Below are 20,706 nucleotides of genomic sequence, written 5' to 3' on the forward strand. Positions count from 1 at the left end.
TTCAGAGCATGGCCCAGCCGCCATCGACCGGCAGGTCGACGCCGGTGATCTGGCGCGAGACCTCGCTGGCCATGAACAGGCAGGCGTTGGCCACGTCGGCGTCGGTGGAGACGCGGCGCAGCGCGTAGTCGGCCGCGTGGCGCGTCATCGCCTCCTCGAGCGTGATGCCCAGCTTCTCGGCCATGTTGGCGCACACCTTCTCGCGAAAGCGCGGCCCGTCGACCATGCCCGGCGCGACGCAGTTGACGTTGATGCCGTGCGGGCCGGCCTCGAGCGCGAAGCTCTTGGTGATGCCGCGCAGCCCCCACTTCGAGGCCGAGTAGGCGAGCCGGCCGGCGCGCCCGCGCATGCCGAAGGTGCCGCCGACGTTGACCACCTTGCCGCTCTTGCGCTCGATCATCGAGGGCAGCACCGCGTGCATGGTGTTGAAGCAGCCGGTCATGTTGAGCTGCACGATCTCGTCGAACTCCTCGCTCGTGGTCTCCCAGCCGGTCTTGCCGATCGGGCCCGAGCCGCCGGCCACGTTGACCAGGATGTCGATGCGGCCGAAGGCCTCGAGCGCATGCGCGGCCAGCGCCTCGGTCTGGGCGCTCTTCGTGAGGTCGCAGGGCACCACGATGGCGGCCACGCCGAGCGCGCGCGCTTCCGCAGCCACGGGCTCGATGGCGGCGGTGTCGCGGCCGGCCAGCACCAGCTTCGCGCCTTCGCGCGCGAAGGCCAGCGTCACGGCGCGCCCCATGCCCTTGGCGGGGCCGGTGATGAGCGCCACCTTGTCCTTGAGTTGCAGGTCCATGTTCGTGTCTTTCTCTGTTCGTTCGTCGTTGTGGCGGGGTTCAGGGCTGGCGGTCCAGGCTCGAGGGCCGCTCGGCGCGCGCGGGCAGGAAGCCGCGGTCGAAGACCTCGGCCACCGTGGGCTTGCGCGGCAGCTTGTTGGCATCGGCCACGATCTCGATCCCGCGCTGCATGCGCGCCTCGTCGATGTCGCCCAGGCCGATGCGCGCGATCTCGGGATGGCTCATGTCGTTGCGCAGGGTGGCGAGCAGCTTCTCCTTCTCGACCTCGCGCTTGAGCAGCGGCTCGCGCTTCATCACCGCGGCCACGCCGGCATCGGGATCGGCGATCACGTCCTTGATCGCGCGGTTGAGCGCCTTCACGAAACCCTGCACCGCCTTCGGGTTGTCCTTCACGAAGGCGCGCGAGAAGAACACGGCGTTCGAATAGAGGTCCATGCCGTGGTCGCCGTAGCGGATGAAGCGCAGGTCCTTCGCGGGATCGAGGCCCATGGCCTTGGCGCTGAAGCTCACGGTGGTCACGTAGCCGAAGGCGGCGTCGATCTGGCCGCGGCTCAACATCTGCTCGCGCAGGTTGGGCGCCATGTTGGTGATGTTGACCTTGGCGGGGTCGACGTTGGCGATCTTCGCGAAGGCCGGGAACAGCTTGAGCGCGCCGTCGTTGGCCGGGCCGCCGATGGTCTTGCCCTCGAGGTCCTTGGGCGTGCGGATCGGGCTGTCCTGCTTCACCACCAGCGTGAAGGGCGGCGTGTTGTAGAGCATGTAGACCGCCACCGGCGCATCGGCCGGGCGCTTGGAGGCCAGGTCGATCAGCGCGTTGACGTCGCCGAAGCCGGCCTGGTAGGCGCCCGCGGCCACCTTCGGGATCGAGGCGGCCGAGCCCTCGCCCTGGTCGATCTCGACGTCGAGGCCCTCGGCCTTGAAGTAGCCCTTGTCCTGCGCGGTGAAGAACCAGGCCTGCGCGCCTTCGTACTTCCAGTTGAGGACCATCTTGACCGAGGTCTGGGCGGCGGCGCCGGTGGCGGCCAGCGCGAGCGCGCAGGCCGAGAGCAGCGCGGGCATGGGGCGGCGGAAGAGGGACATGTCAGGACTCCTGGTGGGACGGGGTGGATGCGGTGCGGCGCGAACGCTTCGGCAGCGAGGCCATCAGCGCTTCGGCCGTGGCGACGAAGCCGTGCAGCTGCTGCACGATGAAATGGATGCCGCGCGTGACGTAGGCCGGCGACGGCGTGTTGCGGGCGTCCTTCAGCAGCACGCAGTCGTAGCCGAGGAAGGCCGCGTCCTGCAGCGTGGAGAACACGCAGCGGTCGGTGTTGATGCCCGCGAACAGCAAGGTGGTGATGCCCTGCTGGCGCAGCAGGCTGTCGAACTCGTTGTCCCAGAAGCCGCTCAGGCGATGCTTGTGCACGGTGATGTCGGAGGCGGCGACCTCGAGCTCGTCGACCACGCGCGCGCCCCATTCGCCGCGCACCAGCGAGGGGCCGCGGTCGATCGGCGAACGCTCGGCATAGCCCACGCCGTCGGCGCTGCGCTTGCCCTTGAAGTGGATGGTCGGGCTGAGGTTGCGCGCATCGGCGCGGATGCCCCAGTTGAGCCACACGACCGCGCCGCCGGCAGCGCGCCAGGTGGGCAAGAGGCGCGCGATGACGGGAATGGGCTTGCGCGCGGCCTTCGTGCCCAGGCCCTTCTGCGCGAACCAGCCCTCGGGGTGGCAGAAGTCGTTCTGCATGTCGACCACCACGAGCGCGCTGCGCGCGAGGTCGAAGCGCACCGGCTGCGGCTGCGCATCGATGCGCACCGAAACGGGCCGCCTTGGTGCGCGCACTAGGCTCACGCCCTGCGCGTCGAGCGTCCAGGCGTTGTGCGCGGCGGGGCCGAAGCGCGCCGGCTGTTCGTCTTTGGTGCGTGGGGACGGCGATGGGCGTTTCATGCCCGACCTCCACGCAGTCACCGTGCCAGAAGGTGCTCCGAATCCATACCGTTTCGCGGACCCTGCGTTGCCGCAACGGCAACGCACGTCCGGGGCTGCCATTGGCCCGGATCGTGCAACCGGTCGCGGCCACATCCCTCCAGCCAACGATCCGCCATGAACCACCTGCGCTTCCTGCGCTATGCCGACGAGGTCGCCCGCGCGGGTTCGATCCGCCAAGCCGCCGAACGGCTGCATGTCGCGCCCTCGGCCGTCAACCGCCGCATCCAGGACATCGAGGAGGAGCTCGGCACGCCGATCTTCGAGCGGTTGCCGCGCGGCATGCGGCTGACCACCGCGGGCGAGCTGTTCATGCGCTACGTGCGCGGCCGCGCGGCCGACCTCGAGCGCGTGCGCTCCGAGATCGAGGAGCTCAAGGGGCTGCGCCGCGGTACGGTGCGGGTGGTGGCGAGCCAGGCGCTGGCGCCGCGCTTCCTGCCCGCGGCGATCCACGACTTCCGCCGGAGCCATCCGCTGGTGGCCTTCGAGGTGCGCATCGGCGACCACGTGCAGGCCGCCGAGGCGCTGCGCAGCTTCGGCACCGACCTCGCGCTGGTGTTCAACCTCGCGCCCGAGAGCGACATCGAGCGCCTGACCTCGGTCGAGCAGCGGCTCATGGCGCTGATGCATGCACGCCATCCGCTCGCGATCGCCACCGGGTCGGCCACCGGCGTGCGGCTGCGCGACTGCGCCGAGTACCCGGTGGTGCTGCCCAACCGCGACACCGGCGGGCGCCAGCTGATCGAGCGCTTCCTCGCGCGCAGCTCGACACGCATCGACGCGATGGTGGAGAGCAACAGCTTCGAGTTCCTGCGCGGCTGCGTCTACGACCGGCGCTCGATCTCGTTCCAGATGGCGATCGGCGCGCTGTCCGACGACCGCGAGGTGGTGGTGCGCGAGATCGAGGACCGCGGCTTCCCGCGCGGCGAGCTGGTGCTCGCGAACCTGCGCGGGCGGCAGCTGCCGGTCATCGCCTATGCGTTCGCGGAGTTCCTGGGGAAGCGGCTGGCTGAGCTGGATTGACTTCGGGAGCGGGCAGCCGGACGCAGAGGACGCGAAGGTTTCGCGAAGGACGCGAAAGAGCAGCCGAAATGATGTGGGTCGCGCTAGGACGACCTCCGCGCTCCGGGTCGGGCATCGTTTCCAGAGGAGCGCGCCGGCCGCTCAAGCGCAGCCCACCTTTTGAGATTTCTTTTTCGCGTCCTTCGCGAAACCTTCGCGTCCTCTGCGTCCGGCTGTTGGTATTCGCAGCCTAACGCGACAACGCCGGCAACGCCCTCTCCAAAGTCTCGCTGAAGGCCCGCAGCGCCTCGGTCTCGTGCGCGCCGCGCCTGGTCACGCGGAAGAAGTCCATGCCCACGCGCGGCTTCACGAGCACATCGGTTTGCACGCGGTGGCGGCGGCAGGCCGCAAGCGCGAAGGTGGGCATCACGGCGGTGCCGAAGCCGGCCTCGACCATCGAGATCAGCGTGCCGAAGAAGTTGAAGGCGGGCCGCTGCGCGTCGGCCAGGCCCATCTCGCCGAGCTGGCGGTCGATCACCTTCTGGATCGGGTTGCCGGGCGGCAGGCCGATCAGCGCGGCGCCGCGCAGCGCCGACCAGGGCGCGCTGCCGACCGGCTCGCCGTCGGCCGCGGCCTGCGTCACGCGCATCAGCTCGAAGCGGCCCACGGGCGTGCGGTCGAGGTCGGGCGCGGCCTTGAAGAAGAAGCCCAGGCCGAGGTCGGCATCGCCCGCCTCCACCATCGCCTCGACGTCGCGCAGGTCGGCATCGAACAGCCGCAGCGCGACCTGCGGATGCGCCTCGCGAAAGCTCGCGAAGACCCAGGGCAGCAGGTGCGACGACACCAGCGGCGTGGCCGCGATGCGCAGGGTCTGGCGCGCCGCGTCGCCCTCGGCACCGAGCTCGGCCGCCACATCGTCGAGGTCGGTCAGCAGCCGCTCCACCACCGGCAGCAGGCGCCGGCCGGCCGGCGTGAGGCTCACCATGCGCGTGGTGCGGTCGAACAGGCGGCAGCCGAGCTGCTTCTCCATCTCGCGGATCAGGATGCTCAGGCCGGCCTGGGTGATGTGCGCCTGCTCGGCCGCGCGCGTGAAGTTGCCGATGCGCGCCACCTGCAGGAAGGCGCGCATCTGGCGCGTGCTCAGGTTCATAAGGATTCATGATAAATCCATATCACATCTAAATTTCCCCTATGGCTCGTTTCAGGTCCCAATACGGCCCCCATGAGCACCGCATCCAACGAAGTCATCATCCTGGGCGCCGGCATCGGCGGCCTGACCCTTGCGCTGAGCCTGCACCAGGCCGGCATCGCCTGCCGCGTCTACGAGGCCGTGCCCGAGCTGCGCCCGCTGGGCGTGGGCATCAACCTGCTGCCGCACGCGGTGCGCGAGCTGTCCGAGCTGGGCCTGCTCGAGGCGCTCGACCGGGTCGGCGTGCGCACGCAGGAGGCGGTGTTCTTCACCGAGCACGGCCAGCTGGTGTTTCGCGAACCCGCGGGCCGGCATGCGGGCTACGACTGGCCGCAATACTCGATCCACCGCGGCGACCTGCAGACCGTGCTGCTCGAGGAGACGCTGAAGCGTCTCGGCCCCGACAGCGTGCGCTGCGGCTACCGCTGCACCGGCGTCGAGCAGGACGACGCGGGCGTGACGGTGCATTTCGCCGACGGCCGCGCGCCGGTGCGCGGCGCGGTGGCGATCGGCTGCGACGGCATCCACTCGGCGCTGCGCAAGCAGCTCTATTCCGACGAGGGCGCGCCGCGCTATTCGGGCATCAACATGTGGCGCGGCACGGCCGCGTGGCAGCCGTTCCTTTCGGGCGGCAGCATGGTGCGCGCGGGCTGGCTCACGGTCGGCAAGATGGTGATCTACCCGATCCGCAACGACATCGACGCGCAGGGCCGCCAGCTCGTGAACTGGGTGGCCGAGATCCACGCGCCGCAGCCCGCGATGCGCGACTGGAGCCGCGCCGGCCGGCTCGAGGACTTCCTGCCCGCCTTCGCCGACTGGCACTTCGACTGGCTCGACGTGCCGGCGCTGATCCAGGCCTCCGACACCATCCTCGAGTACCCGATGGTCGACCAGGACCCGCTGCCGCGCTGGACCCACGGCCGCCTCACGCTGCTGGGCGACGCCGCGCACCCGATGGTGCCGCGCGGCTCCAACGGCGCGGGCCAGGCGATCATCGACGCGCGTTTTCTCGCGGGTGCGATGAAGCGCGAGGGCGTCGGCCAGGCCGCGCTCGAGAGCTACGACCAAGTGCGCGTGAAGGCCACCACCGAGGTGGTGCTGACCAACCGCAGCAACCCGCCCGACACCATCCTGCGCGAGGTGTTCGAGCGCTCGGGCGGCAAGCGCTTCGACAGGCTCGACGAGATCGTGACGCAGCAGGAGCTGCAGGCGATCTCGGATCACTACAAGCGCGTGGCCGGCTACGACCCGGCCGCGCTCAAGCAGCGCGCCTCGTACCTTTGAACCCGTCCCACAAGAACATGCCCACGGAGACACCATGCGCCTTCTGACCAAGACCCTCGCCACCCTGCTCACCGCCGCCAGCGCCATGGCCGCCCATGCCTGGCCCGACCAGGCCGTGACGCTGGTCGTGCCCTACACGCCCGGCACCGGCATCGACCTGATCGCGCGCCAGCTCTCGGCGCGGCTGCCCGCGGCGCTGGGCCAGCCGGTGGTGGTGGAGAACGTGGCCGGCGCCAGCGGCAACATCGGCAGCGAGAAGGTGGCGCGCGCCAAGCCCGACGGCTACACGCTGATGGTGCAGGTCAACACGCTGGTGATGAACAGGAGCCTCTACAAGACGCTGGCCTACGACCCGGTGGCCGACTTCACGCCGGTGTCGCTGACCTCCTGGGGCACGCTGCTGCTGGTGACCAACCCGAACACGCAGAAGGCCACCACGCTCGCGCAGCTCGTGGCCGCGGCCAAGTCGCATCCGGGCCAGCTGACCTACGCCACGCCCGGTGTCGGCACGCCGCACCACCTGTCGATGGCGCTCTTGATGCAGGGCACCGGCACCGAGCTGCTGCACGTGCCCTACAAGGGCACCGCGGGCGCCGTCACCGACCTGCTCGGCGGGCGCATCGACGCGATGTTCCTGCCGGTGCACGTGGCGCTGCAGCACATCCAGGCCGGCAAGCTCAAGGCGCTCGCCACCGGCAGCAGCCAGCGCCTGCCGCAACTGCCCGACGTGCCCACCCTGGCCGAGGCCGGCGTGACCGCCGACAACGTCGACATGTGGTACGGCGTGCTCGCGCCCAAGGGCACGCCGGCCGACGTGGTGGCGCGGCTCAACAAGGAGATCGCCGCGGTGCTGAAGTCGCCCGAAGTGGCGAAGTCCTTCGAGTCGCAGGGCATGGTGCCCGCGAGCTCGACGCCGGCGGAGTTCGGCACGCTGATCCAGAAGGATGCGCAGCGCTGGGCGGCGGTGGTGAAGAAGGGGAACATCACGGCGGATTGAGCCGGCGTCTTGCTCCCTCCCCGCTGGGGGAGGCCGGGGTGGGGGCATGCGGCGGTGGATCGGGTCGCGGCCTCGTCGACCGTCCGGTGCCCCCATCCCGACCTTCCCCCAGAGGGGAAGGGGCAAATACCCAGACGGATGCGCAGCGTCGGGCGGCGATGTGAAGAAGGGGAACATCACGGCCGATTGAGCCGGTGTCTTGCTCCCTCCCCCGCTGGGGGAGGGCCGGGGTGGGGGCATGCGGCGGTGGATCGGGTCGCGGCCTCGTCGACCGGCCGGTGCCCCCATCCCGACCTTCCCCCAGAGGGGGAAGGAGCACATACCCTCAGCGCGGCGCGCGCCCCCGCGTGCCGCGCCAGATGCACCTGGTGCAGCGTGATCTTGCGCACCTCGGCCTGGCTGGTCTCGATGTGGGCGCGCAGCAGCATCGCGGCCTGGTCGCCGCGGTTGGCGCGCACGGCCTTGAGGATCTTGGCGTGCTCGTCGTAGGTGGCGTCGATGCGCGGCTGCTGCGTGAAGTCGAGGCGGCGGATGATGCGGATGCGGTCGGTGACGTCGCGATGCACGCGCGCCATCTCGGCATTGCCCGCGGCAGCGACCAGCGAGCAGTGGAAGTTCTCGTCCAGGCCGCGACCTGCGCCATGTCGGTGCTGCGCTGCGCGGCGGGCACCAGCCAGATCGCCGCGAGTTCGTCGAGCAGGCTGCGGTCGACGCGGCGGTCGGCCTCGCACAGGCGGTGCACGGCCGATGTCTCCAGGATCATGCGCAGGTCGTAGAGCTGCTCGAACTGCTCGAAGTCGAAGGGCAGCACGCGCCAGCCGCTGCGGAACAGCACCTCGACGAAGCCCTCCTGCTGCAGCCGGAACAGCGCCTGGCGCACCGGCGTGCGCGAGACGCCGAGGCGGTCGCTGATCTCGTTCTCGGTGAAGCGGTCGCCCGGCACGAGGATGAACTCGGCCACGTCGCGCTTGAGCTGCGCATAGACCTCGTCGGCGCGCGTGCGGAACACGACCGCGTCGGCGGCCACGGGCGTGGACGCGGGCGCGGTGGGTTCGGCGGCTTCGGTGCCGGGGCGGGGACGGGCGATGGTCGACACGGGGCGAATGGTAGTCGCTGCGGCGCGCTTCATGCGCCGCCGAGCGCTTCGATGAGCTGGCCGCCGGTCGCGGTCCAGCCGACGATGCCGCCCTGGGCGCGCACCATCTCGACGGTGGCGGCCTTGAAGGCCGGGAAGTAGCTCTCGGTGCAGTCCTCGAGCAGCAGGCTGTCGTAGCCGCGGTCGTTGGCCTCGCGCATGCTGGTCTGCACGCAGACCTCGGTGGTGACGCCGCCGAACAGCAGGTGGGTGATGCCGCGTGCCTGCAACAGTTCGTGCAGCTCGGTGGCGTGGAAGGCCCCCTTGCCGGGCTTGTCGATCACGATCTCGCCGGCCACGGGCGCGAGCGCCTCGATGATCTGGTTGCCGGGCTCGCCGGCCACGAGGATGCGACCCATCGGCCCCTCGTCGCCGATGCGCAGCGTGGGATTGCCGCGGTTGCGCTTGGCCGGCGGGCAGTCCGAGAGATCGGGCCGGTGCGCCTCGCGCGTGTGGACGACCAGCCCGCCGGCCGCGCGCCAGGCGGCGAGCACGCGCTGCGTGGCCGGCACGATGGCCTCGAGCAGCGAGACGTCGTTGCCCAGGGTCTCGCCGAAGCCGCCGGGCTCGATGAAGTCGCGCTGCATGTCGATCAGCACGAGCGCGGTGGACTTCGGGTCGAAGTCGTAGGGGAAAGGCAGGGCCTGCGCGATCTGCATGTTGGATGTCCTTCTAGTGGCCGCCGCCCATGTGCGCCCCGATCACGTGCCGCTCGGCACCCGCGGCGGCGGTCTCGTGGACCACGCGGCCCTCGCTCATGACGACGATGCGGTCCGACAGCTCGAGCAGCTCGTCGAGGTCCTCGCTGACCAGCAGCACCGCCCCCGCCCTTCTCGCGCACCTGCACGATGCGCGCATGGATCTCGGCCACGGCCGCGAAGTCGAGGCCGAACACAGGGTTGGCCGCGATCAGCACGTTGATCTCGCCCGCGAGTTCGCGCGCGAGCACGGCGCGCTGCACGTTGCCGCCCGAGAGGCTGCGAATGGGCGCGCCCTCGCCCTGGGTCTTCACGCCGTACTCGGCGATCCATTCGCGCGCCCGTGCGCGCCAGCGCGAGAAGCGCAGCAGGCCGCCGGCCGCGAGCGGCGCTCGATCGAAGTCGCGCAGCGCCATGTTCTCGGCCACGCTCAAGTCGCCCACGCAGGCATTGCGCAGCGGCTCCTCGGGCAGGCTGCGCACCTTGAGTTCGCGGTTCTCGGCGCGGCTTGCGCGGTAGGGCGCGCCCATCACGCGCACCCGGCCCGCGAGGCGCGGGCGCTGGCCGACCAGTGCCTCGACCAGTTCGCGCTGGCCGTTGCCCGAGACGCCCGCCACGCCGAGGATCTCGCCCGCGCGCACCGACAGGCTCAGGTCGTGCAGCGCGAGCGTGCCGCGGTCGCCGAGCGCGCGCAGGCCCTCGACCTCGAGCGCGACGGGTGCATCGGCGGCCGGCGCGCGCCGCGTGGAAGCGACTGCCTGCGCGGGGGCCGCGGCAGTCTCCTGCGCGCCCATCATGGTCGCGGCGAGCAACGCCGGGCTGGTGTCGGCCACGCGGCCGTGATGCACGGCCTTGCCGCGCCGCAGCACCGTCACGCCGTCGGCATAGGCCATGACCTCGCGGAACTTGTGCGTGATGATCAGCACCGTGCATAGCCCGCTGCGCGCGAACTCGCGCACATGGCCCAGCACCTCGTCGGCCTCCTGCGGCGTGAGCACCGAGGTGGGCTCGTCGAGGATCAGCAGGCGCGGCTTCAGGTAGAGCTGCTTGAGCAGCTCGAGCTTCTGCTTCTCGCCCGCGGCCAGTTCGGACGGCCGCGCATCGAGGTCGAGGCGAAACGGCGTGGTGGCCAGGAAGGCCTCGAGCTCGGCGCGCTTAGCCTTCCAGTCGATCACCGCGGGCGTGCGGCCGCCGGCCAGCAGCAGGTTCTCGGCCACGGTCATGCCCGGCGCCAGGGTGAAGTGCTGGTAGACCATGCCGATGCCGAGCGCGCGCGCAACGATCGGGTTGGCGATGTCCTGCTCGCGGCCGTCGATCAGGATGCTGCCCTCCTCCGCGCGCTGGAAGCCGGCCACGCACTTGACCAGCGTGCTCTTGCCCGCGCCGTTCTCGCCGAGCAGCGCATGCACGCTGCCGGGTTCCACGCGCAGGGTCACGCTGTCCATCGCGGTGAAGGCGCCGAAGCGCTTGGTGAGGCGGTAGGTGTCGAGCGCGAGGGCGCCGGTGCCTGGGGGGAGGCCGCCGATGGCGTGGGTGCTCATGTCCGTGCTCCAGCTTCTTTGACGCCCGAGAGGCTTCGTTCGGGGCGCGTGCACAGGCCGCCGGGTACTCCCCTCCGCGAATGTCCCCCGCCTTCGGCTCCTCCTTGATTTCGCTGCGGGGAGTACCCGACGCCCTGTGCACGAGGAGCGCAGCGGTGGCGCGGCCGGCACGACCGCAGCGCCCCTCGATCACGTCGCTGGGGTGCCTTGCGCAGCGAAATCAAGGAGGAGGCCGAAGGCCGGGGGACATTCGCGGAGCAAGGCACCCCAGTGGCGTGATCGCGCCCCGGCCGTCGACAGAGAAGATCCGCGCTCATACCGCCGCCAGCAAAGCCTGCGACGAAGCATGCGCCCCGAACACCCCGCCCTGCATCGTGATCATCTTGAGCGCCGCGAGATGGTTGCCATGGTCGGTCGCCGCCGTGCAGTCCGACAGCAGCAGGCATTCGAAACCGCGGTCGTTGGCGTCGCGCATGGTGGTGTGCACGCAGACGTCGGTGGTGATGCCCGCGAGGATCAGGTTCTCGATGCCGCGCGTGCGCAGGATCAGCTCGAGGTCGGTGGCATAGAACGAGCCCTTGCCGGGCTTGTCGATCACGGTCTCGCCGGGCAGCGGCGCGAGCTCGGGAATGATTTCCCAGCCCGGCTCGCCGCGCACCAGGATGCGCCCGCAGGGACCGTCGTCGCCGATGCCCACGCCGTTGGCGCCGATCTGGCGCGAGCGCCAGCGCTTGTTGGCCGGCAGGTCGGCGAGATCGGGCCGGTGGCCCTCGCGCGTGTGGATCACGTGATAGCCCAGCGGCCGCAGCGCCGCAAGCGTGCGCGCGATCGGCTGGATCGGCGCCTGCACCAGCGACAGGTCGTAGCCCATCACGTCGACATAGCCGCCCTTGCCGCAGAAGTCGGTCTGCATGTCGATCACGATCAGCGCCGTGTTGTCGGGCCGAAGCGCGCCGTTGTAGGGCCAGGCATAGGGTTCGGCCGCGACGTGGCGCTGCACGGCGGCGGTGTCGGTGGTGCTCATTGCTCGGGTCCTGCGTAGCTGCGTTCGGGCGGCGCGAAGCCGCAAGGCGTGCCGTCGGTCACCTTCACCTCGGCGCTCCAGGGCAGTCGGTAGGTGCCCGCGGCCATGTCGCGCATGTAGGTGTAGGGACAGTCCTGCGCCCCGCCCTTCACCGCCACGTAGCCGCGGTGGTAGAGCTGGTAGATGTTGTTCTCCACGCCCCAGCCGGTGCGCGCCTCGCGCACCAGGTCGGGCCGCAGCTCGGCCGTGACGATCTCGTCGACGCGGCCGCCGCCCTCGACCAGCACGGTGCCGTCGAAGTTGCAGAACATGCCCTCGCCCATCGAGTCGAAGCTGCCGTCGCTGCCGCTCAGGCACACGCTGGCCGTGTACGCGAGGTTGCAGAAGGCGTTGGCCTGGTTGGTGATCTTCCAGGCATGGCGGATCGGCGCGGTGTAGCCGGCCGTGCGCAGGATGATCTCGGCGCCCTTGTACGCGGCCTCGCGCGCCATCTCGGGGAACATGCCGTCGTGGCAGATGATCAGCGCGAGCTTGCTGCCGTTGGGGCCGTCGCACACCGGCACGCCGAGGTTGCCGGGCTCCCAGGGCTCGACCGGCACCCACGGATGCAGCTTGCGGTAGTAGAGCCGGATCTCGCCCTGGTCGTCGATGATCAGCCCGCTGTTGTAGGGGTTGCCGCGCGGGTTGGCTTCCATGATCGAGAAGCAGCCCCAGATGCGGTGCTCGATGCAGGCCCGCTTGAAGGCCGCGACCTCGGGGCCGTCGAGCGTGCACATGATCTCGGGATTGGTGTCCATCGAGAGGCCGTGCAGCGCGTACTCGGGGAACACCACCAGGTCCATGGTCGACTGGTTGCGGCGGGCCTTGCCCACCAGCTCGCAGATGCGCGCGGTCTGGGCCGCGAGCTCGGCGCGTGTCTTCACGTTGGGCAGCTGCAGCTGCACCAGGCCAACGACGACGCCGTTGGCCGATTTGTTGAGTCCGCCGAGGCCGCTCATGGGCGATGTCCTTGTGTGATGGGTTCAGGGGTCATGTCGAAGCTCAGTTCCTAGTGGCCGACAGCTCGCCGGGACTGCCCGCGGCCGCGCTGCCGGGACGGCAGGTCAGCACCAGGATCGCCAGCGTGAGCACGTAGGGCACGGTGTTGAAGAGGTGGTAGCCCCAGCCGATGCCGATCGACTGCAGCGCGGGACCGATGGCGCCCGCGCCGCCGAAGAGGAAGGCCGCGCCCACGCAGCGCAGCGGGCTCCAGCGCGCGAAGATCACCAGCGCCACCGCGATCAGGCCCTGGCCGCTGGAGATGCCCTCGTTCCAGCTGCCCGGATAGAACAGCGTGAGCGACGCGCCGCCGAGGCCCGCGATGAAGCCGCCCGCGGTGGTGGCCGCGATGCGCAGGCCCGACACCGAATAGCCGAGCGCGCGCGTGGCCTGCGCCGAATCGCCGGCCATGCGCACCAAGAGGCCGATGCGCGTGCGCGCGAAGCTCCACCACAGCAGCAGCGCGAGCGCCAGGCCTACCGGCACCAGCGCGTTGAGCTGCAGCGCCGAGCGCACCACCGGGTTGTCGCTCCAGAAGCCCAGCGGGATCGCGGGAATCTGCGGTGCCTGCGGCTGGATCAGCGGCTTGCCGAGGTAGAACGCCAGGCCGGTGCCCAGCAGCATCAGCGCGATGCCGGTGGCCACGTCGTTGACGCGGTCGAGCGAACACAAGAGCCCGTGCAGCAGCGCGAGCGCCGCGCCCGCCGTCGCGCCGATCAGCACGCCGAGCCAGGCCGAGTCTGTGAGGTAGGCACCGCCGAAGGCCGCCATGGCCGACAGCACCAGCACGCCCTCGAGGCCGAGGTTGATGCGGCCCGACTTCTCGGTGAGGCATTCGCCCAGGCTCACGAACAGGAAAGGCGCGCCCACGCGCAGCGCGCCGCCGACGATGCCGGCCACGAGTGCGATCCACTGGTCGGCGGTCATGCAACGGAACTCCTGTCGTAGCTCTTGGCTTCGGGCAGCATGCGATCACCGAACTTCTTCCAGTTGACCGTGCGCAGCCCCTCGCTCGCGAGGATCAGCACGAAGGCGATGCCCTGCAGCACCAGCACCGAGGCATCGGGCAGACCGACGCGCCGCTGCAGCAGGCTGCCCGCGGCGCCGAAGCCGCCGAACAGGATCGCCACCGGCACGATGGCCGCGGGGTTGTGGCGCGCGATGAAGGAAACGAGGATGCCCGCGTAGCCGTAGCCCGCGATCAGCGAGGCGTTGGCGTTGGTGTGCACCGCCGCCACCTCGATCGCGCCGGCCACGCCCGCGCAGGCGCCGCCGAGGCCGCAGGCACCGAGGATCAGCCGCGTGGCCGGCAGTCCCACGAGCTGCGCGGTGCGCGGGTTGCCGCCCACCACGCGCACCGAGAAGCCCGAAGGCGTGGCGCGCAGCCAGGCCGCGAGGCCCAGGCAGGCGACGATGCCGACCACCAGGCCCCAGTGCACGTCGGAGCCGCCGATGCCGCCGATCAAGAGGCCGTCGGGCAAGGTGTGGGTCGAGGGCTTGTTGAGGCTCGCGGGATCGCGCAGCGGCCCTTCGACCAGGTGCTTGAAGATGCCGATCGCGATGTAGGCCAGCAGCAGGCTGCTGATGGTCTCGTTGATGCCGCGGTACTGGCGCAGCCAGCCCGCGAGCATGATCCACAGCGCGCCGACCGCCGCGCCCGCGATGCACAGCAGCGTGATGCCGGCCACGCCCGAGGGCAGAGGCAGTGCATGCGCGAGCGCCGCGCAGGCCAGGCCGCCGAACACCAGCGCGCCCTCGCCGCCGATCACGATCAGCCCGGCGCGCGCGGGCAGCGCCACGCACAGGGCCGTGAGCATCAGCGGCGCCGCGCGCTGCAGCGTGTTCTGCCACGAGAACCAGTCGCCGAAGGCGCCCTTGAACAGCGTGGTCCAGACCTCCACCGGATCGACGCCCGCGAAGGCGACGACCAGGCCGAAGACCAGCAGCGCCGCCGCGATGGCGAAGACCGGGAGGGCGAATTCCTTGAATGCGCTACGCATGACCGCTTTCTCGAAAGGGGGAGAATCGGCCGCCGCCGGGCCGCCCCAAGGCGGGCCGAGCCTCCCCCTCGGGGGGTGGCGAAGCACACGCAGTGGCAAGCCGGGGGGCCAACATTGCTAGACGGAGCCGAGCACGCCTTCGACCAGGTAGTTCATCTTCTCGAGCTCGAGGTCGGTCTGCTTGAGCACCTTGCCCGCGGGCACCACCACCGCGCCCTTGTTGTCCTTGATGCCGTCCTTGAAGATGTCGAAGCTGCCCGCGATCATCTTCGCCTTGATGTCGTCAGCCTGCTTCTTCGCGGCGTCCGGCACCATCGGGCCGTAGGCCGACATCTTCACGTAGCCTTCCTTCAGGCCGCCGCGCAGGAAGTTGGGATGCGGCTTGCCGGTCTGCGCGGCCTCGATCGCAGTCTTGTAGGCGGTGAGCCAGTTCCACTCGGCGCCCGTGAGGTAGGCGTTCGGCGCGAGCTTGGCCTGGCTCGCGTGGTAGCCGCAGACCATCTTGCCGCGCTTGGCGGCCGTCTCGACCACCACCTTGGGGCCGTCCACGTGCATGGTGAACACGTCGCAGCCCTGGTCGGCCAGGCTGTTGGTGGCTTCGGCCTCCTTCACGGCCATCGACCAGTCGCCCGTGAAGATCACGCTGCAGGTGATGTTCGGCTTGACCGAGCGCGCACCCAGCGTGAAGGCGTTGATGTTGCGCAGCACCTGCGGGATCGGCTTGGCCGCGACGAAGGCGATCTTGTTGCTCTTCGTCATGTGGGCGGCGATCACGCCGTTGAGGAACTGGCACTCGTCGATGTAGCCGAAGAAGCTGCCGACGTTCTTCGGATGCTTGCCCTCGGTCCAGAGGCCGCCGCAGTGCGAGAAGCGCACGTCGGGGTTCTTGGGCGCCACGGCCAGGATGTGCGGATCGAAGTAGCCGAAGGAGGTCGGGAACAGCAGCTTGGCGCCGTCCTGCGCGATCATGCCCGACATGGTCTTCTGCACGGCCGCGGTCTCGGGCACGTTCTCCTCTTCCACCAGCTTGATGCCGGGCAGCTTCTTGATTTCGGCCGCGGCCTGCGCGTGTGCCTGGTTGTAGCCGTAGTCGTCGCGCGCGCCGACGTAGATCACGCCGACGGTGAGCGGCTTGGCCTGCGCGCGAGCGAAGGGGCTCAGCGCACCGAGGGTGCCGGCCGCGCCGAGGGCGGCCAGGGTCTTGAGGGAATCGCGGCGATTGGGTTGGCTCGTCATGCTGTGCTTTCGGGAGGGTGGAGGTGGGGGTGCAAGAAATGGGCCCTGCGTCGGAACGTGTTCTCAGGCGCCGAGCAGGCTCACGTGCGCGGCGACCACGCGCCAGCCCTGGTCCGTGCGCATCCAGGTCTGGCTCTGGCGGCCGGTGCGTTCGCTGCCTTCGCGGCGGAACTCGCAGTTGGCGGTCGCGAAGTCGCGGCCGTAGGTGGTGACGACGACGCGCAGCAGCGCGCGCGCGAGCCCCTGCGCGGGGCGCGATGCGCGAAAGGCCTGGATCGCTTCGTAGCCGTAGAGGTTCTCGGTCGCGCCATAGCGCAGCGTGGTCGGGCTGGCCCAGAACAGTTCGTCGAGCACCTCGACCTCGTTGTGCACCAGCGCGTGCTCGTAGCGCGCGAACACGGCCTCGACTTCGGCGAGCACGTCGGGCAGGTTGATCTCGGGAGTGGTCATGAAGCGGGATGTCCGTCGGTCGTCAAAGGGTGGCCACGGGCGCGCGCACTACGCCCGCGTCCTCGAGCGCCGCGGCCACGCGCAGCGCCAGGTCTTCGCGCCAGGGCGCAGCGATCAGCTGCACGCCGATCGGCAGCCGCGCATGCGCGCCCCACACCGGCACGCTGCACACCGGCAGGCCGATGCACGAGATCGGCTGCGTCAGCAGCCCCATGTTGGGCCGCACCGGCAGGCTCTGGCCGTTGATCTCGAAGCGCTCGGCGCCCACCGGCGTGGCGGCGCTGGGCGTGGCGGGCGCGAGCAGCACGTCGAAGCGGCCGAACACGCGCGCCACCGCCTCGGCATAGGCGCGGCGCACGCGCTGGGCGCGCGCGATCCAGGCGGCGGGCAGCAGCGCGCCCGCGAGGAAGCGGTCGCGCGACAGCGGCTCGAAGTCGTGCGCGCGGCGGCGCAGGTCGTCGAGGTGCAGCGCCGCGCCTTCGGCATTGGTGATCAGGAAGGCGGCCGCGCGGCCGGCCTCGACCAGCGGCAGTTCGACGCTGGCGTGCGCGGCCAGCGCATCGGCCACGCGGTCGACCGCGGCGGTGGCCTCGGCACCGGCGTTGGCGCGGAAGTAGCCGCCGAGCACGCCGATGCGCAAACCCTGCGTGCCGCGCACCAGCAGCGGCGCCACCGGTTCGACCGCGCGCTGCGTGCAGCCGGGGTCGCGCCGGCCGGCGGGGATCCTCCGGCCCCTGCATCGCGTCGTAGGCCAGCGCGAGGTCGCGCGCCGAACGCGCGAAGGGCCCGAGGTGGTCGAGGCTCGAGACGAAGGGATAGCTGCCGCTGCGCGGCAGCCGCCCGAAGGTGGGCTTGAGGCCGAACACGCCGCACAGCGAGGCCGGCACGCGGATCGAGCCGTTGGTGTCCGAGCCCAGCGTGAGCGCGACCTGCCCCGCGGCCACGGCCGCGCCCGAGCCGCCCGAGGAACCGCCCGCGATGCACGAGAGGTCGTGCGGATTGCGCGTCGGGCCCTCGTGGCTGTTCTCGGTGGTGAAGCCGTAGGCGTACTCGTCCATGTTGAGCGCGCCGACCAGCACCGCGCCCGCGCGCTCGAGCCGGCGCACCAGCAGCGCGTCGGCATTCGCGGGCGCGGCCTCGCGCTCGATCTTCGAGCCGGCCAGGGTGGCGATGCCCGCGATGTCGAACAGGTTCTTGACCGCGAAGGGCACGCCGAGCAGCGGCAGTTCGCGCGTGCGCTCGGCCGTGGTCGAAGCCAGCGAGGCATCGACCTGCGCGGCACGGCGCAGCGCGCGTTCGCGCAGCACGGCGGTGAAGGCGTTGACGCGGCCGTCGGTGGCCTCGATGCGCGCGAGGCTGGCCTCGGCCAGCGCGCTCGCGCTGACCTCGCCGCGGCGCACCGCCTCGGCCATGGCGCTCGCGTCCCTGGCGATCAGGCTGGCGGCGTTCATCGGCCGGCCTCCGAGGGCGAAGCCGGTGCCACGGGCACGAACTGCACCGCGGCCTCGTCATGCACCGACAGCGGCACCGCCTCGACGGTGGCCGCGAAGCCGGCCGCGAGTGCGAAGTAGCGCAGCACGCCCTCGCGGTGGGCGGGCGAGAGCGGGAGGCCGAGCGCGGCCGCGGCCGCGGCCGCGTCGACGTGACGTTCGATCTGTTCGGGCGTCATCGCGTCGTCCCCTCTCAACGGCGCACTTCGCGCTGGAAGATGTCGAGGCTGAGCTTCTTCATCGCGACGAAGCTCTCGGTGCTCAGGGTCTCGACCGTGCGCGGGCGCGCATCGCCGTAGCGCAGGATCTCGGCCACCTTGGTCGGGCGCTTGGTCAAGAGCAGCACCTCGTCGGCAAGATACACGGCTTCCTCGAGGTCGTGCGAGACCAGCAGCATGGTGGTGCCGGTCTGCATGAACACCTCCTGCAGCTTCTCGCGGATGAACAGCGTCATCTCGAAATCGAGCGCCGAGAAGGGCTCGTCGAGGAACAGCACCTCGGGGTTCGGCGCGAGCGCGCGCATGATCGACGCGGTCTGCTGCTGGCCGCCCGAGAGCTCGTAGGGAAAGCGCTTGAGGTCGAACTTGACGTCGAAGGAAGCGACCAGCTCCTCCATGCGGCGATCGACCTCGGCCTTGCTGCGGCCTTCCAGTTTCAGCGGATAGGCGATGTTGTCGATGGTGCGCATCCACGGGAACATCGCCTCGCGGTAGTTCTGGAACACGTAGCCGATCTTGGTGTCCTTGCGCTGTTTCCCGTCGAACAGGATCTCACCGCTGTCGATGGGGATCAGCCCCGCGATCATGTTGATCAGCGTGGACTTGCCGCAGCCGTTGGGACCGAACACCGAGACGATGCGGTGCTTGGGGATGTCGAGGTCGAAGTTCTCGTACAGCGGCCAGCCCGCGAAGTACTTGGTGAGGCCGCGGATGGTGATGTGGGTACCGGCCGGGCCGGGCTTGAACACCGGCTTGGGCACGTCGGCATACACCGGGCCGTTGACGACGATGTCGGGCGTGGCTTTCATCGACCGCTCCAGTGAACGATGCGGCGCTCGGCCACGAGGAAGAGGATGTTGAGCACGTAGCCCAGTGCGCCGGCCGCGAGGATCGCCGCATACATGCTCTTGACGTTGAGCACCTGCTGCGCGTCGATGATGCGGTGGCCCAGGCCGTTGTCGGAGCCGATGAACATCTCGGCCACGATCACGATCACCAGCGCCATCGAGACCGCCGAGCGCAGGCCCACGAAGCTGGGCTGCAGGCTCTCCCACACCAGCACATCCTTGAAGATCTGCCAGCGCGAGGCGCCCATCACGCGCGCTGCCATCACGCGCTGCTTGCGCGCGTTGATGACGCCGTAGGCGCTGTTGAACACCACGATCAGCAGCGCGCCGAAGGCCGCGATCGCCACCTTGTTGATGTCGGACACGCCGAAGATCAAGAGGAACAGCGGGATCAGCGCCGACGAGGGCGTGGAGCGGAAGAAGTCGATCAGGAACTCGACGCTGCGGTAGGCGCGCTCGTTGCTGCCCAGCAGCACGCCCAGCGGCATGCCGACGATGGCGGCGATGGCGAAGGCCTGCACGGTGCGCCACACGGTGACGGCGAAGTCGAGCAGCAGCGGCCCGCCGGCCAGGCCGGTGATGAGCGCGGCCACGGTGTCGGCCGGCGAAGGCAGCAGGATCGGCTTGATGAAGCCGAGCCGCACCACCAGGTCCCAGACGATGAACAGGACGACCGGCCCGATGGCCGGCAGCCAGCGCTCCCAGGCGGGCGCCTTCGGTGCCGCGGAGGCGGCGGCGTTGCCCGCGGGCGGCGCCCAGGGCGAAGCGGTGGTGCTGCTGTCGGCCATGGCGTCAGGCCTTGTAGAGCAGGCCGTCCACCAGGACCTTCTTCTCGAAGATCCCCTTCTCGGTGAACAGGTCGTAGAACTTCTGGAAGTAGGCGACGTCGCTGGGCTTGAACTCGTTGTAGAGCATGTACGAGGCCAGCGGCACCTCGGCCGTGAGCTTGCCCTCGATGGCGGTGTAGCCCTTCATGTACTGGCGCGCCTCGTCGGGCTGGCTGCGCACCAGCTCGACGCCGCGCGCATAGGCGGCGATGTACTTCTTCGCGGCGTCGGGGTTCTTCTTGAGGAACTCGGTCGTGAGGCTGGCGGCACCGCCGTGCCAGGGCGCCATCGGGTCGCCGAGGATGTAGCGCGCGACCACGCCGGCCTCGAGCACGCGCGTGGTGCCGTTCATGCGGCCCACGGTGCCGGTGGGCTCGAGCGTGTAGCAGGCATCGACCTGCCCCGCCACCAGCGCGGCCACGTGCTGGCCGATCGGCAGCTCGCTGACCGACACGCCCTTGGCGCCCGCGCGCTCGAGCATGGTCTTGCACAGCGTGACGTTCTGGATGCCCGGGCCCGAGGCCACCTTCTTGCCCGCGAGCTCGGCCATGGCCTTGATCGGGCTGTCCTTGGCGACGATGAACTCGTCGAGCACGAACTTCGCGTTGCTCGGGTTGGTGCAGAAGATCTTGAACAGGCCCGGCTGCGCGATCTCGCCGATCGCGAGGTTGGCCGAGCCGGTGCCGTTGGCGCTGCCGTCGCAGCGGCCCGCGAGCATGGCTTCCATCACCTGCTGCGCGCCCGCGAACTTCTGCGGTTCCACGTCGAGCCCCGCTTCCTTGAAGAAGCCGCGCTCGACCGCTGCGAAGAAGGGCAGGCCCGCGGCCACCGGCCAGAAGCCGACGCGGATCTTCGGTGCCGCCTGGGCGCGCACGATCGCCGGCGCGGCGAGCACCGCGAGGCCGGCGGCGCCGGCCTGCAGCACCTGTCGGCGCGAAGCGGAGGAAGGAAGGTCGGAGATGGACATGG

19 protein-coding genes and 3 pseudogenes are annotated in these 20,706 nt (G+C 70.3%); 3 read left to right on the forward strand and 19 right to left on the reverse strand.

Annotation, left to right across the window (positions count from 1 at the left end):
* Position 1: 1 nt before the first annotated feature.
* Genes ACHMXE_RS41860 through ACHMXE_RS41870 form a run of 3 tightly spaced genes read right to left on the reverse strand, consistent with a single transcriptional unit; the run spans position 2 to position 2,721 of the window.
* Positions 2-793 (reverse strand): SDR family NAD(P)-dependent oxidoreductase, encoded by a 792-nt coding sequence (locus ACHMXE_RS41860; RefSeq protein WP_395349350.1) that lies wholly within the window; start codon positions 791-793, stop codon positions 2-4.
* A 40-nt stretch (positions 794-833) separates the two neighbouring features.
* Positions 834-1,874 carry an ABC transporter substrate-binding protein gene (locus ACHMXE_RS41865; protein WP_395349351.1) on the reverse strand — a complete coding sequence of 347 codons (1,041 nt, stop codon included), beginning with the start codon at positions 1,872-1,874 and terminating at the stop codon, positions 834-836.
* Between the two features lies 1 nt (position 1,875).
* The gene (locus ACHMXE_RS41870; RefSeq protein WP_395349352.1) at positions 1,876-2,721 is read right to left on the reverse strand and encodes a cysteine hydrolase family protein; all 846 of its coding nucleotides are present in this window, start codon (positions 2,719-2,721) and stop codon (positions 1,876-1,878) included.
* A 156-nt stretch (positions 2,722-2,877) separates the two neighbouring features.
* Between ACHMXE_RS41870 and ACHMXE_RS41875 the strand changes: the two genes are divergently transcribed.
* Positions 2,878-3,783: a LysR family transcriptional regulator gene (locus ACHMXE_RS41875; protein ID WP_395349353.1), complete on the forward strand. Its 906-nt coding sequence runs from the start codon at positions 2,878-2,880 to the stop codon at positions 3,781-3,783.
* 229 nt (positions 3,784-4,012) lie between these two features.
* On the opposite strand, the gene ACHMXE_RS41880 is transcribed toward ACHMXE_RS41875, so the two are convergent.
* Positions 4,013-4,912: a LysR family transcriptional regulator gene (locus ACHMXE_RS41880; RefSeq protein ID WP_395349354.1), complete on the reverse strand. Its 900-nt coding sequence runs from the start codon at positions 4,910-4,912 to the stop codon at positions 4,013-4,015.
* A 72-nt stretch (positions 4,913-4,984) separates the two neighbouring features.
* Between ACHMXE_RS41880 and ACHMXE_RS41885 the strand changes: the two genes are divergently transcribed.
* Positions 4,985-6,235 carry a flavin-dependent oxidoreductase gene (locus ACHMXE_RS41885; protein WP_395349355.1) on the forward strand — a complete coding sequence of 417 codons (1,251 nt, stop codon included), beginning with the start codon at positions 4,985-4,987 and terminating at the stop codon, positions 6,233-6,235.
* A gap of 34 nt (positions 6,236-6,269) precedes the next feature.
* Complete coding sequence (locus ACHMXE_RS41890; RefSeq protein WP_395349356.1) at positions 6,270-7,232, forward strand: tripartite tricarboxylate transporter substrate binding protein; 963 nt, start codon at positions 6,270-6,272, stop codon at positions 7,230-7,232.
* 332 nt (positions 7,233-7,564) lie between these two features.
* On the opposite strand, the pseudogene ACHMXE_RS41895 reads toward ACHMXE_RS41890, so the two are convergent.
* The 15 genes and pseudogenes from ACHMXE_RS41895 to ACHMXE_RS41965 form a co-directional block, all read right to left on the reverse strand.
* Positions 7,565-8,361: pseudogene (locus ACHMXE_RS41895) on the reverse strand (GntR family transcriptional regulator); the annotation flags it as partial.
* On the reverse strand, positions 8,358-9,026 hold the full coding sequence (locus ACHMXE_RS41900; RefSeq protein WP_395349357.1) for a cysteine hydrolase family protein: 669 nt from the start codon (positions 9,024-9,026) through the stop codon (positions 8,358-8,360). The pseudogene ACHMXE_RS41895 and the gene ACHMXE_RS41900, both read right to left, overlap by 4 nt.
* 13 nt (positions 9,027-9,039) lie before the next feature.
* A pseudogene (locus ACHMXE_RS41905) lies at positions 9,040-10,606 on the reverse strand (ABC transporter ATP-binding protein).
* Between the two features lie 313 nt (positions 10,607-10,919).
* Positions 10,920-11,630 carry a cysteine hydrolase family protein gene (locus tag ACHMXE_RS41910; protein ID WP_395349358.1) on the reverse strand — a complete coding sequence of 237 codons (711 nt, stop codon included), beginning with the start codon at positions 11,628-11,630 and terminating at the stop codon, positions 10,920-10,922.
* The gene (locus ACHMXE_RS41915) at positions 11,627-12,628 is read right to left on the reverse strand and encodes a formamidase (RefSeq protein WP_296798172.1); all 1,002 of its coding nucleotides are present in this window, start codon (positions 12,626-12,628) and stop codon (positions 11,627-11,629) included. The genes ACHMXE_RS41910 and ACHMXE_RS41915 overlap by 4 nt, the downstream gene beginning before the upstream one ends.
* 43 nt (positions 12,629-12,671) lie before the next feature.
* Positions 12,672-13,595 carry an ABC transporter permease gene (locus tag ACHMXE_RS41920; protein WP_395349359.1) on the reverse strand — a complete coding sequence of 308 codons (924 nt, stop codon included), beginning with the start codon at positions 13,593-13,595 and terminating at the stop codon, positions 12,672-12,674.
* On the reverse strand, positions 13,592-14,668 hold the full coding sequence (locus tag ACHMXE_RS41925) for an ABC transporter permease (protein ID WP_057592789.1): 1,077 nt from the start codon (positions 14,666-14,668) through the stop codon (positions 13,592-13,594). Before ACHMXE_RS41925 ends, ACHMXE_RS41920 begins: the two co-directional genes overlap by 4 nt.
* A gap of 117 nt (positions 14,669-14,785) precedes the next feature.
* A complete protein-coding gene (locus ACHMXE_RS41930) occupies positions 14,786-15,904 on the reverse strand; it encodes a BMP family ABC transporter substrate-binding protein (protein WP_209540463.1) in 1,119 nt (372 codons plus the stop codon).
* 63 nt (positions 15,905-15,967) lie between these two features.
* Positions 15,968-16,354: an oxalurate catabolism protein HpxZ gene (hpxZ, locus tag ACHMXE_RS41935; RefSeq protein ID WP_395349360.1), complete on the reverse strand. Its 387-nt coding sequence runs from the start codon at positions 16,352-16,354 to the stop codon at positions 15,968-15,970.
* A 22-nt stretch (positions 16,355-16,376) separates the two neighbouring features.
* Entirely contained in the window at positions 16,377-17,027 is a 651-nt protein-coding gene (locus ACHMXE_RS41940) for an amidase family protein (RefSeq protein WP_395349361.1), read from the reverse strand.
* A gap of 97 nt (positions 17,028-17,124) precedes the next feature.
* Positions 17,125-17,805, reverse strand: a pseudogene (locus tag ACHMXE_RS41945) (amidase family protein); the annotation flags it as partial.
* On the reverse strand, positions 17,802-18,023 hold the full coding sequence (locus ACHMXE_RS41950; RefSeq protein ID WP_395349362.1) for a DUF4089 domain-containing protein: 222 nt from the start codon (positions 18,021-18,023) through the stop codon (positions 17,802-17,804). The pseudogene ACHMXE_RS41945 and the gene ACHMXE_RS41950, both read right to left, overlap by 4 nt.
* Positions 18,024-18,037: 14 nt before the next feature.
* Entirely contained in the window at positions 18,038-18,871 is an 834-nt protein-coding gene (locus tag ACHMXE_RS41955) for an ABC transporter ATP-binding protein (RefSeq protein ID WP_203203762.1), read from the reverse strand.
* Positions 18,868-19,698 carry an ABC transporter permease gene (locus ACHMXE_RS41960; protein ID WP_203203761.1) on the reverse strand — a complete coding sequence of 277 codons (831 nt, stop codon included), beginning with the start codon at positions 19,696-19,698 and terminating at the stop codon, positions 18,868-18,870. The genes ACHMXE_RS41955 and ACHMXE_RS41960 overlap by 4 nt, the downstream gene beginning before the upstream one ends.
* 4 nt (positions 19,699-19,702) lie before the next feature.
* Positions 19,703-20,704, reverse strand: coding sequence for an ABC transporter substrate-binding protein (locus tag ACHMXE_RS41965; protein ID WP_261215299.1), 1,002 nt, complete (start codon positions 20,702-20,704; stop codon positions 19,703-19,705).
* Positions 20,705-20,706: the final 2 nt, after the last annotated feature.

Origin of the sequence: Variovorax sp. UC122_21, assembly GCF_044056785.1 — a bacterium.
Lineage (GTDB): Bacteria > Pseudomonadota > Gammaproteobacteria > Burkholderiales > Burkholderiaceae_C > Variovorax.

What these genes read in the sequence shown, in the direction of transcription:
- ACHMXE_RS41860 (WP_395349350.1), bottom strand. Translation starts at nt 793, where the DNA reads ATGGACCTGCAACTCAAGGACAAGGTGGCGCTCATCACCGGCCCCGCC.
- ACHMXE_RS41865 (WP_395349351.1), bottom strand. Translation starts at nt 1,874, where the DNA reads ATGTCCCTCTTCCGCCGCCCCATGCCCGCGCTGCTCTCGGCCTGCGCG.
- ACHMXE_RS41870 (WP_395349352.1), bottom strand. Translation starts at nt 2,721, where the DNA reads ATGAAACGCCCATCGCCGTCCCCACGCACCAAAGACGAACAGCCGGCG.
- ACHMXE_RS41875 (WP_395349353.1), top strand. Translation starts at nt 2,878, where the DNA reads ATGAACCACCTGCGCTTCCTGCGCTATGCCGACGAGGTCGCCCGCGCG.
- ACHMXE_RS41880 (WP_395349354.1), bottom strand. Translation starts at nt 4,912, where the DNA reads ATGAACCTGAGCACGCGCCAGATGCGCGCCTTCCTGCAGGTGGCGCGC.
- ACHMXE_RS41885 (WP_395349355.1), top strand. Translation starts at nt 4,985, where the DNA reads ATGAGCACCGCATCCAACGAAGTCATCATCCTGGGCGCCGGCATCGGC.
- ACHMXE_RS41890 (WP_395349356.1), top strand. Translation starts at nt 6,270, where the DNA reads ATGCGCCTTCTGACCAAGACCCTCGCCACCCTGCTCACCGCCGCCAGC.
- ACHMXE_RS41900 (WP_395349357.1), bottom strand. Translation starts at nt 9,026, where the DNA reads ATGCAGATCGCGCAGGCCCTGCCTTTCCCCTACGACTTCGACCCGAAG.
- ACHMXE_RS41910 (WP_395349358.1), bottom strand. Translation starts at nt 11,630, where the DNA reads ATGAGCACCACCGACACCGCCGCCGTGCAGCGCCACGTCGCGGCCGAA.
- ACHMXE_RS41915 (WP_296798172.1), bottom strand. Translation starts at nt 12,628, where the DNA reads ATGAGCGGCCTCGGCGGACTCAACAAATCGGCCAACGGCGTCGTCGTT.
- ACHMXE_RS41920 (WP_395349359.1), bottom strand. Translation starts at nt 13,595, where the DNA reads ATGACCGCCGACCAGTGGATCGCACTCGTGGCCGGCATCGTCGGCGGC.
- ACHMXE_RS41925 (WP_057592789.1), bottom strand. Translation starts at nt 14,668, where the DNA reads ATGCGTAGCGCATTCAAGGAATTCGCCCTCCCGGTCTTCGCCATCGCG.
- ACHMXE_RS41930 (WP_209540463.1), bottom strand. Translation starts at nt 15,904, where the DNA reads ATGACGAGCCAACCCAATCGCCGCGATTCCCTCAAGACCCTGGCCGCC.
- hpxZ (WP_395349360.1), bottom strand. Translation starts at nt 16,354, where the DNA reads ATGACCACTCCCGAGATCAACCTGCCCGACGTGCTCGCCGAAGTCGAG.
- ACHMXE_RS41950 (WP_395349362.1), bottom strand. Translation starts at nt 18,023, where the DNA reads ATGACGCCCGAACAGATCGAACGTCACGTCGACGCGGCCGCGGCCGCG.
- ACHMXE_RS41955 (WP_203203762.1), bottom strand. Translation starts at nt 18,871, where the DNA reads ATGAAAGCCACGCCCGACATCGTCGTCAACGGCCCGGTGTATGCCGAC.
- ACHMXE_RS41960 (WP_203203761.1), bottom strand. Translation starts at nt 19,698, where the DNA reads ATGGCCGACAGCAGCACCACCGCTTCGCCCTGGGCGCCGCCCGCGGGC.
- ACHMXE_RS41965 (WP_261215299.1), bottom strand. Translation starts at nt 20,704, where the DNA reads ATGTCCATCTCCGACCTTCCTTCCTCCGCTTCGCGCCGACAGGTGCTG.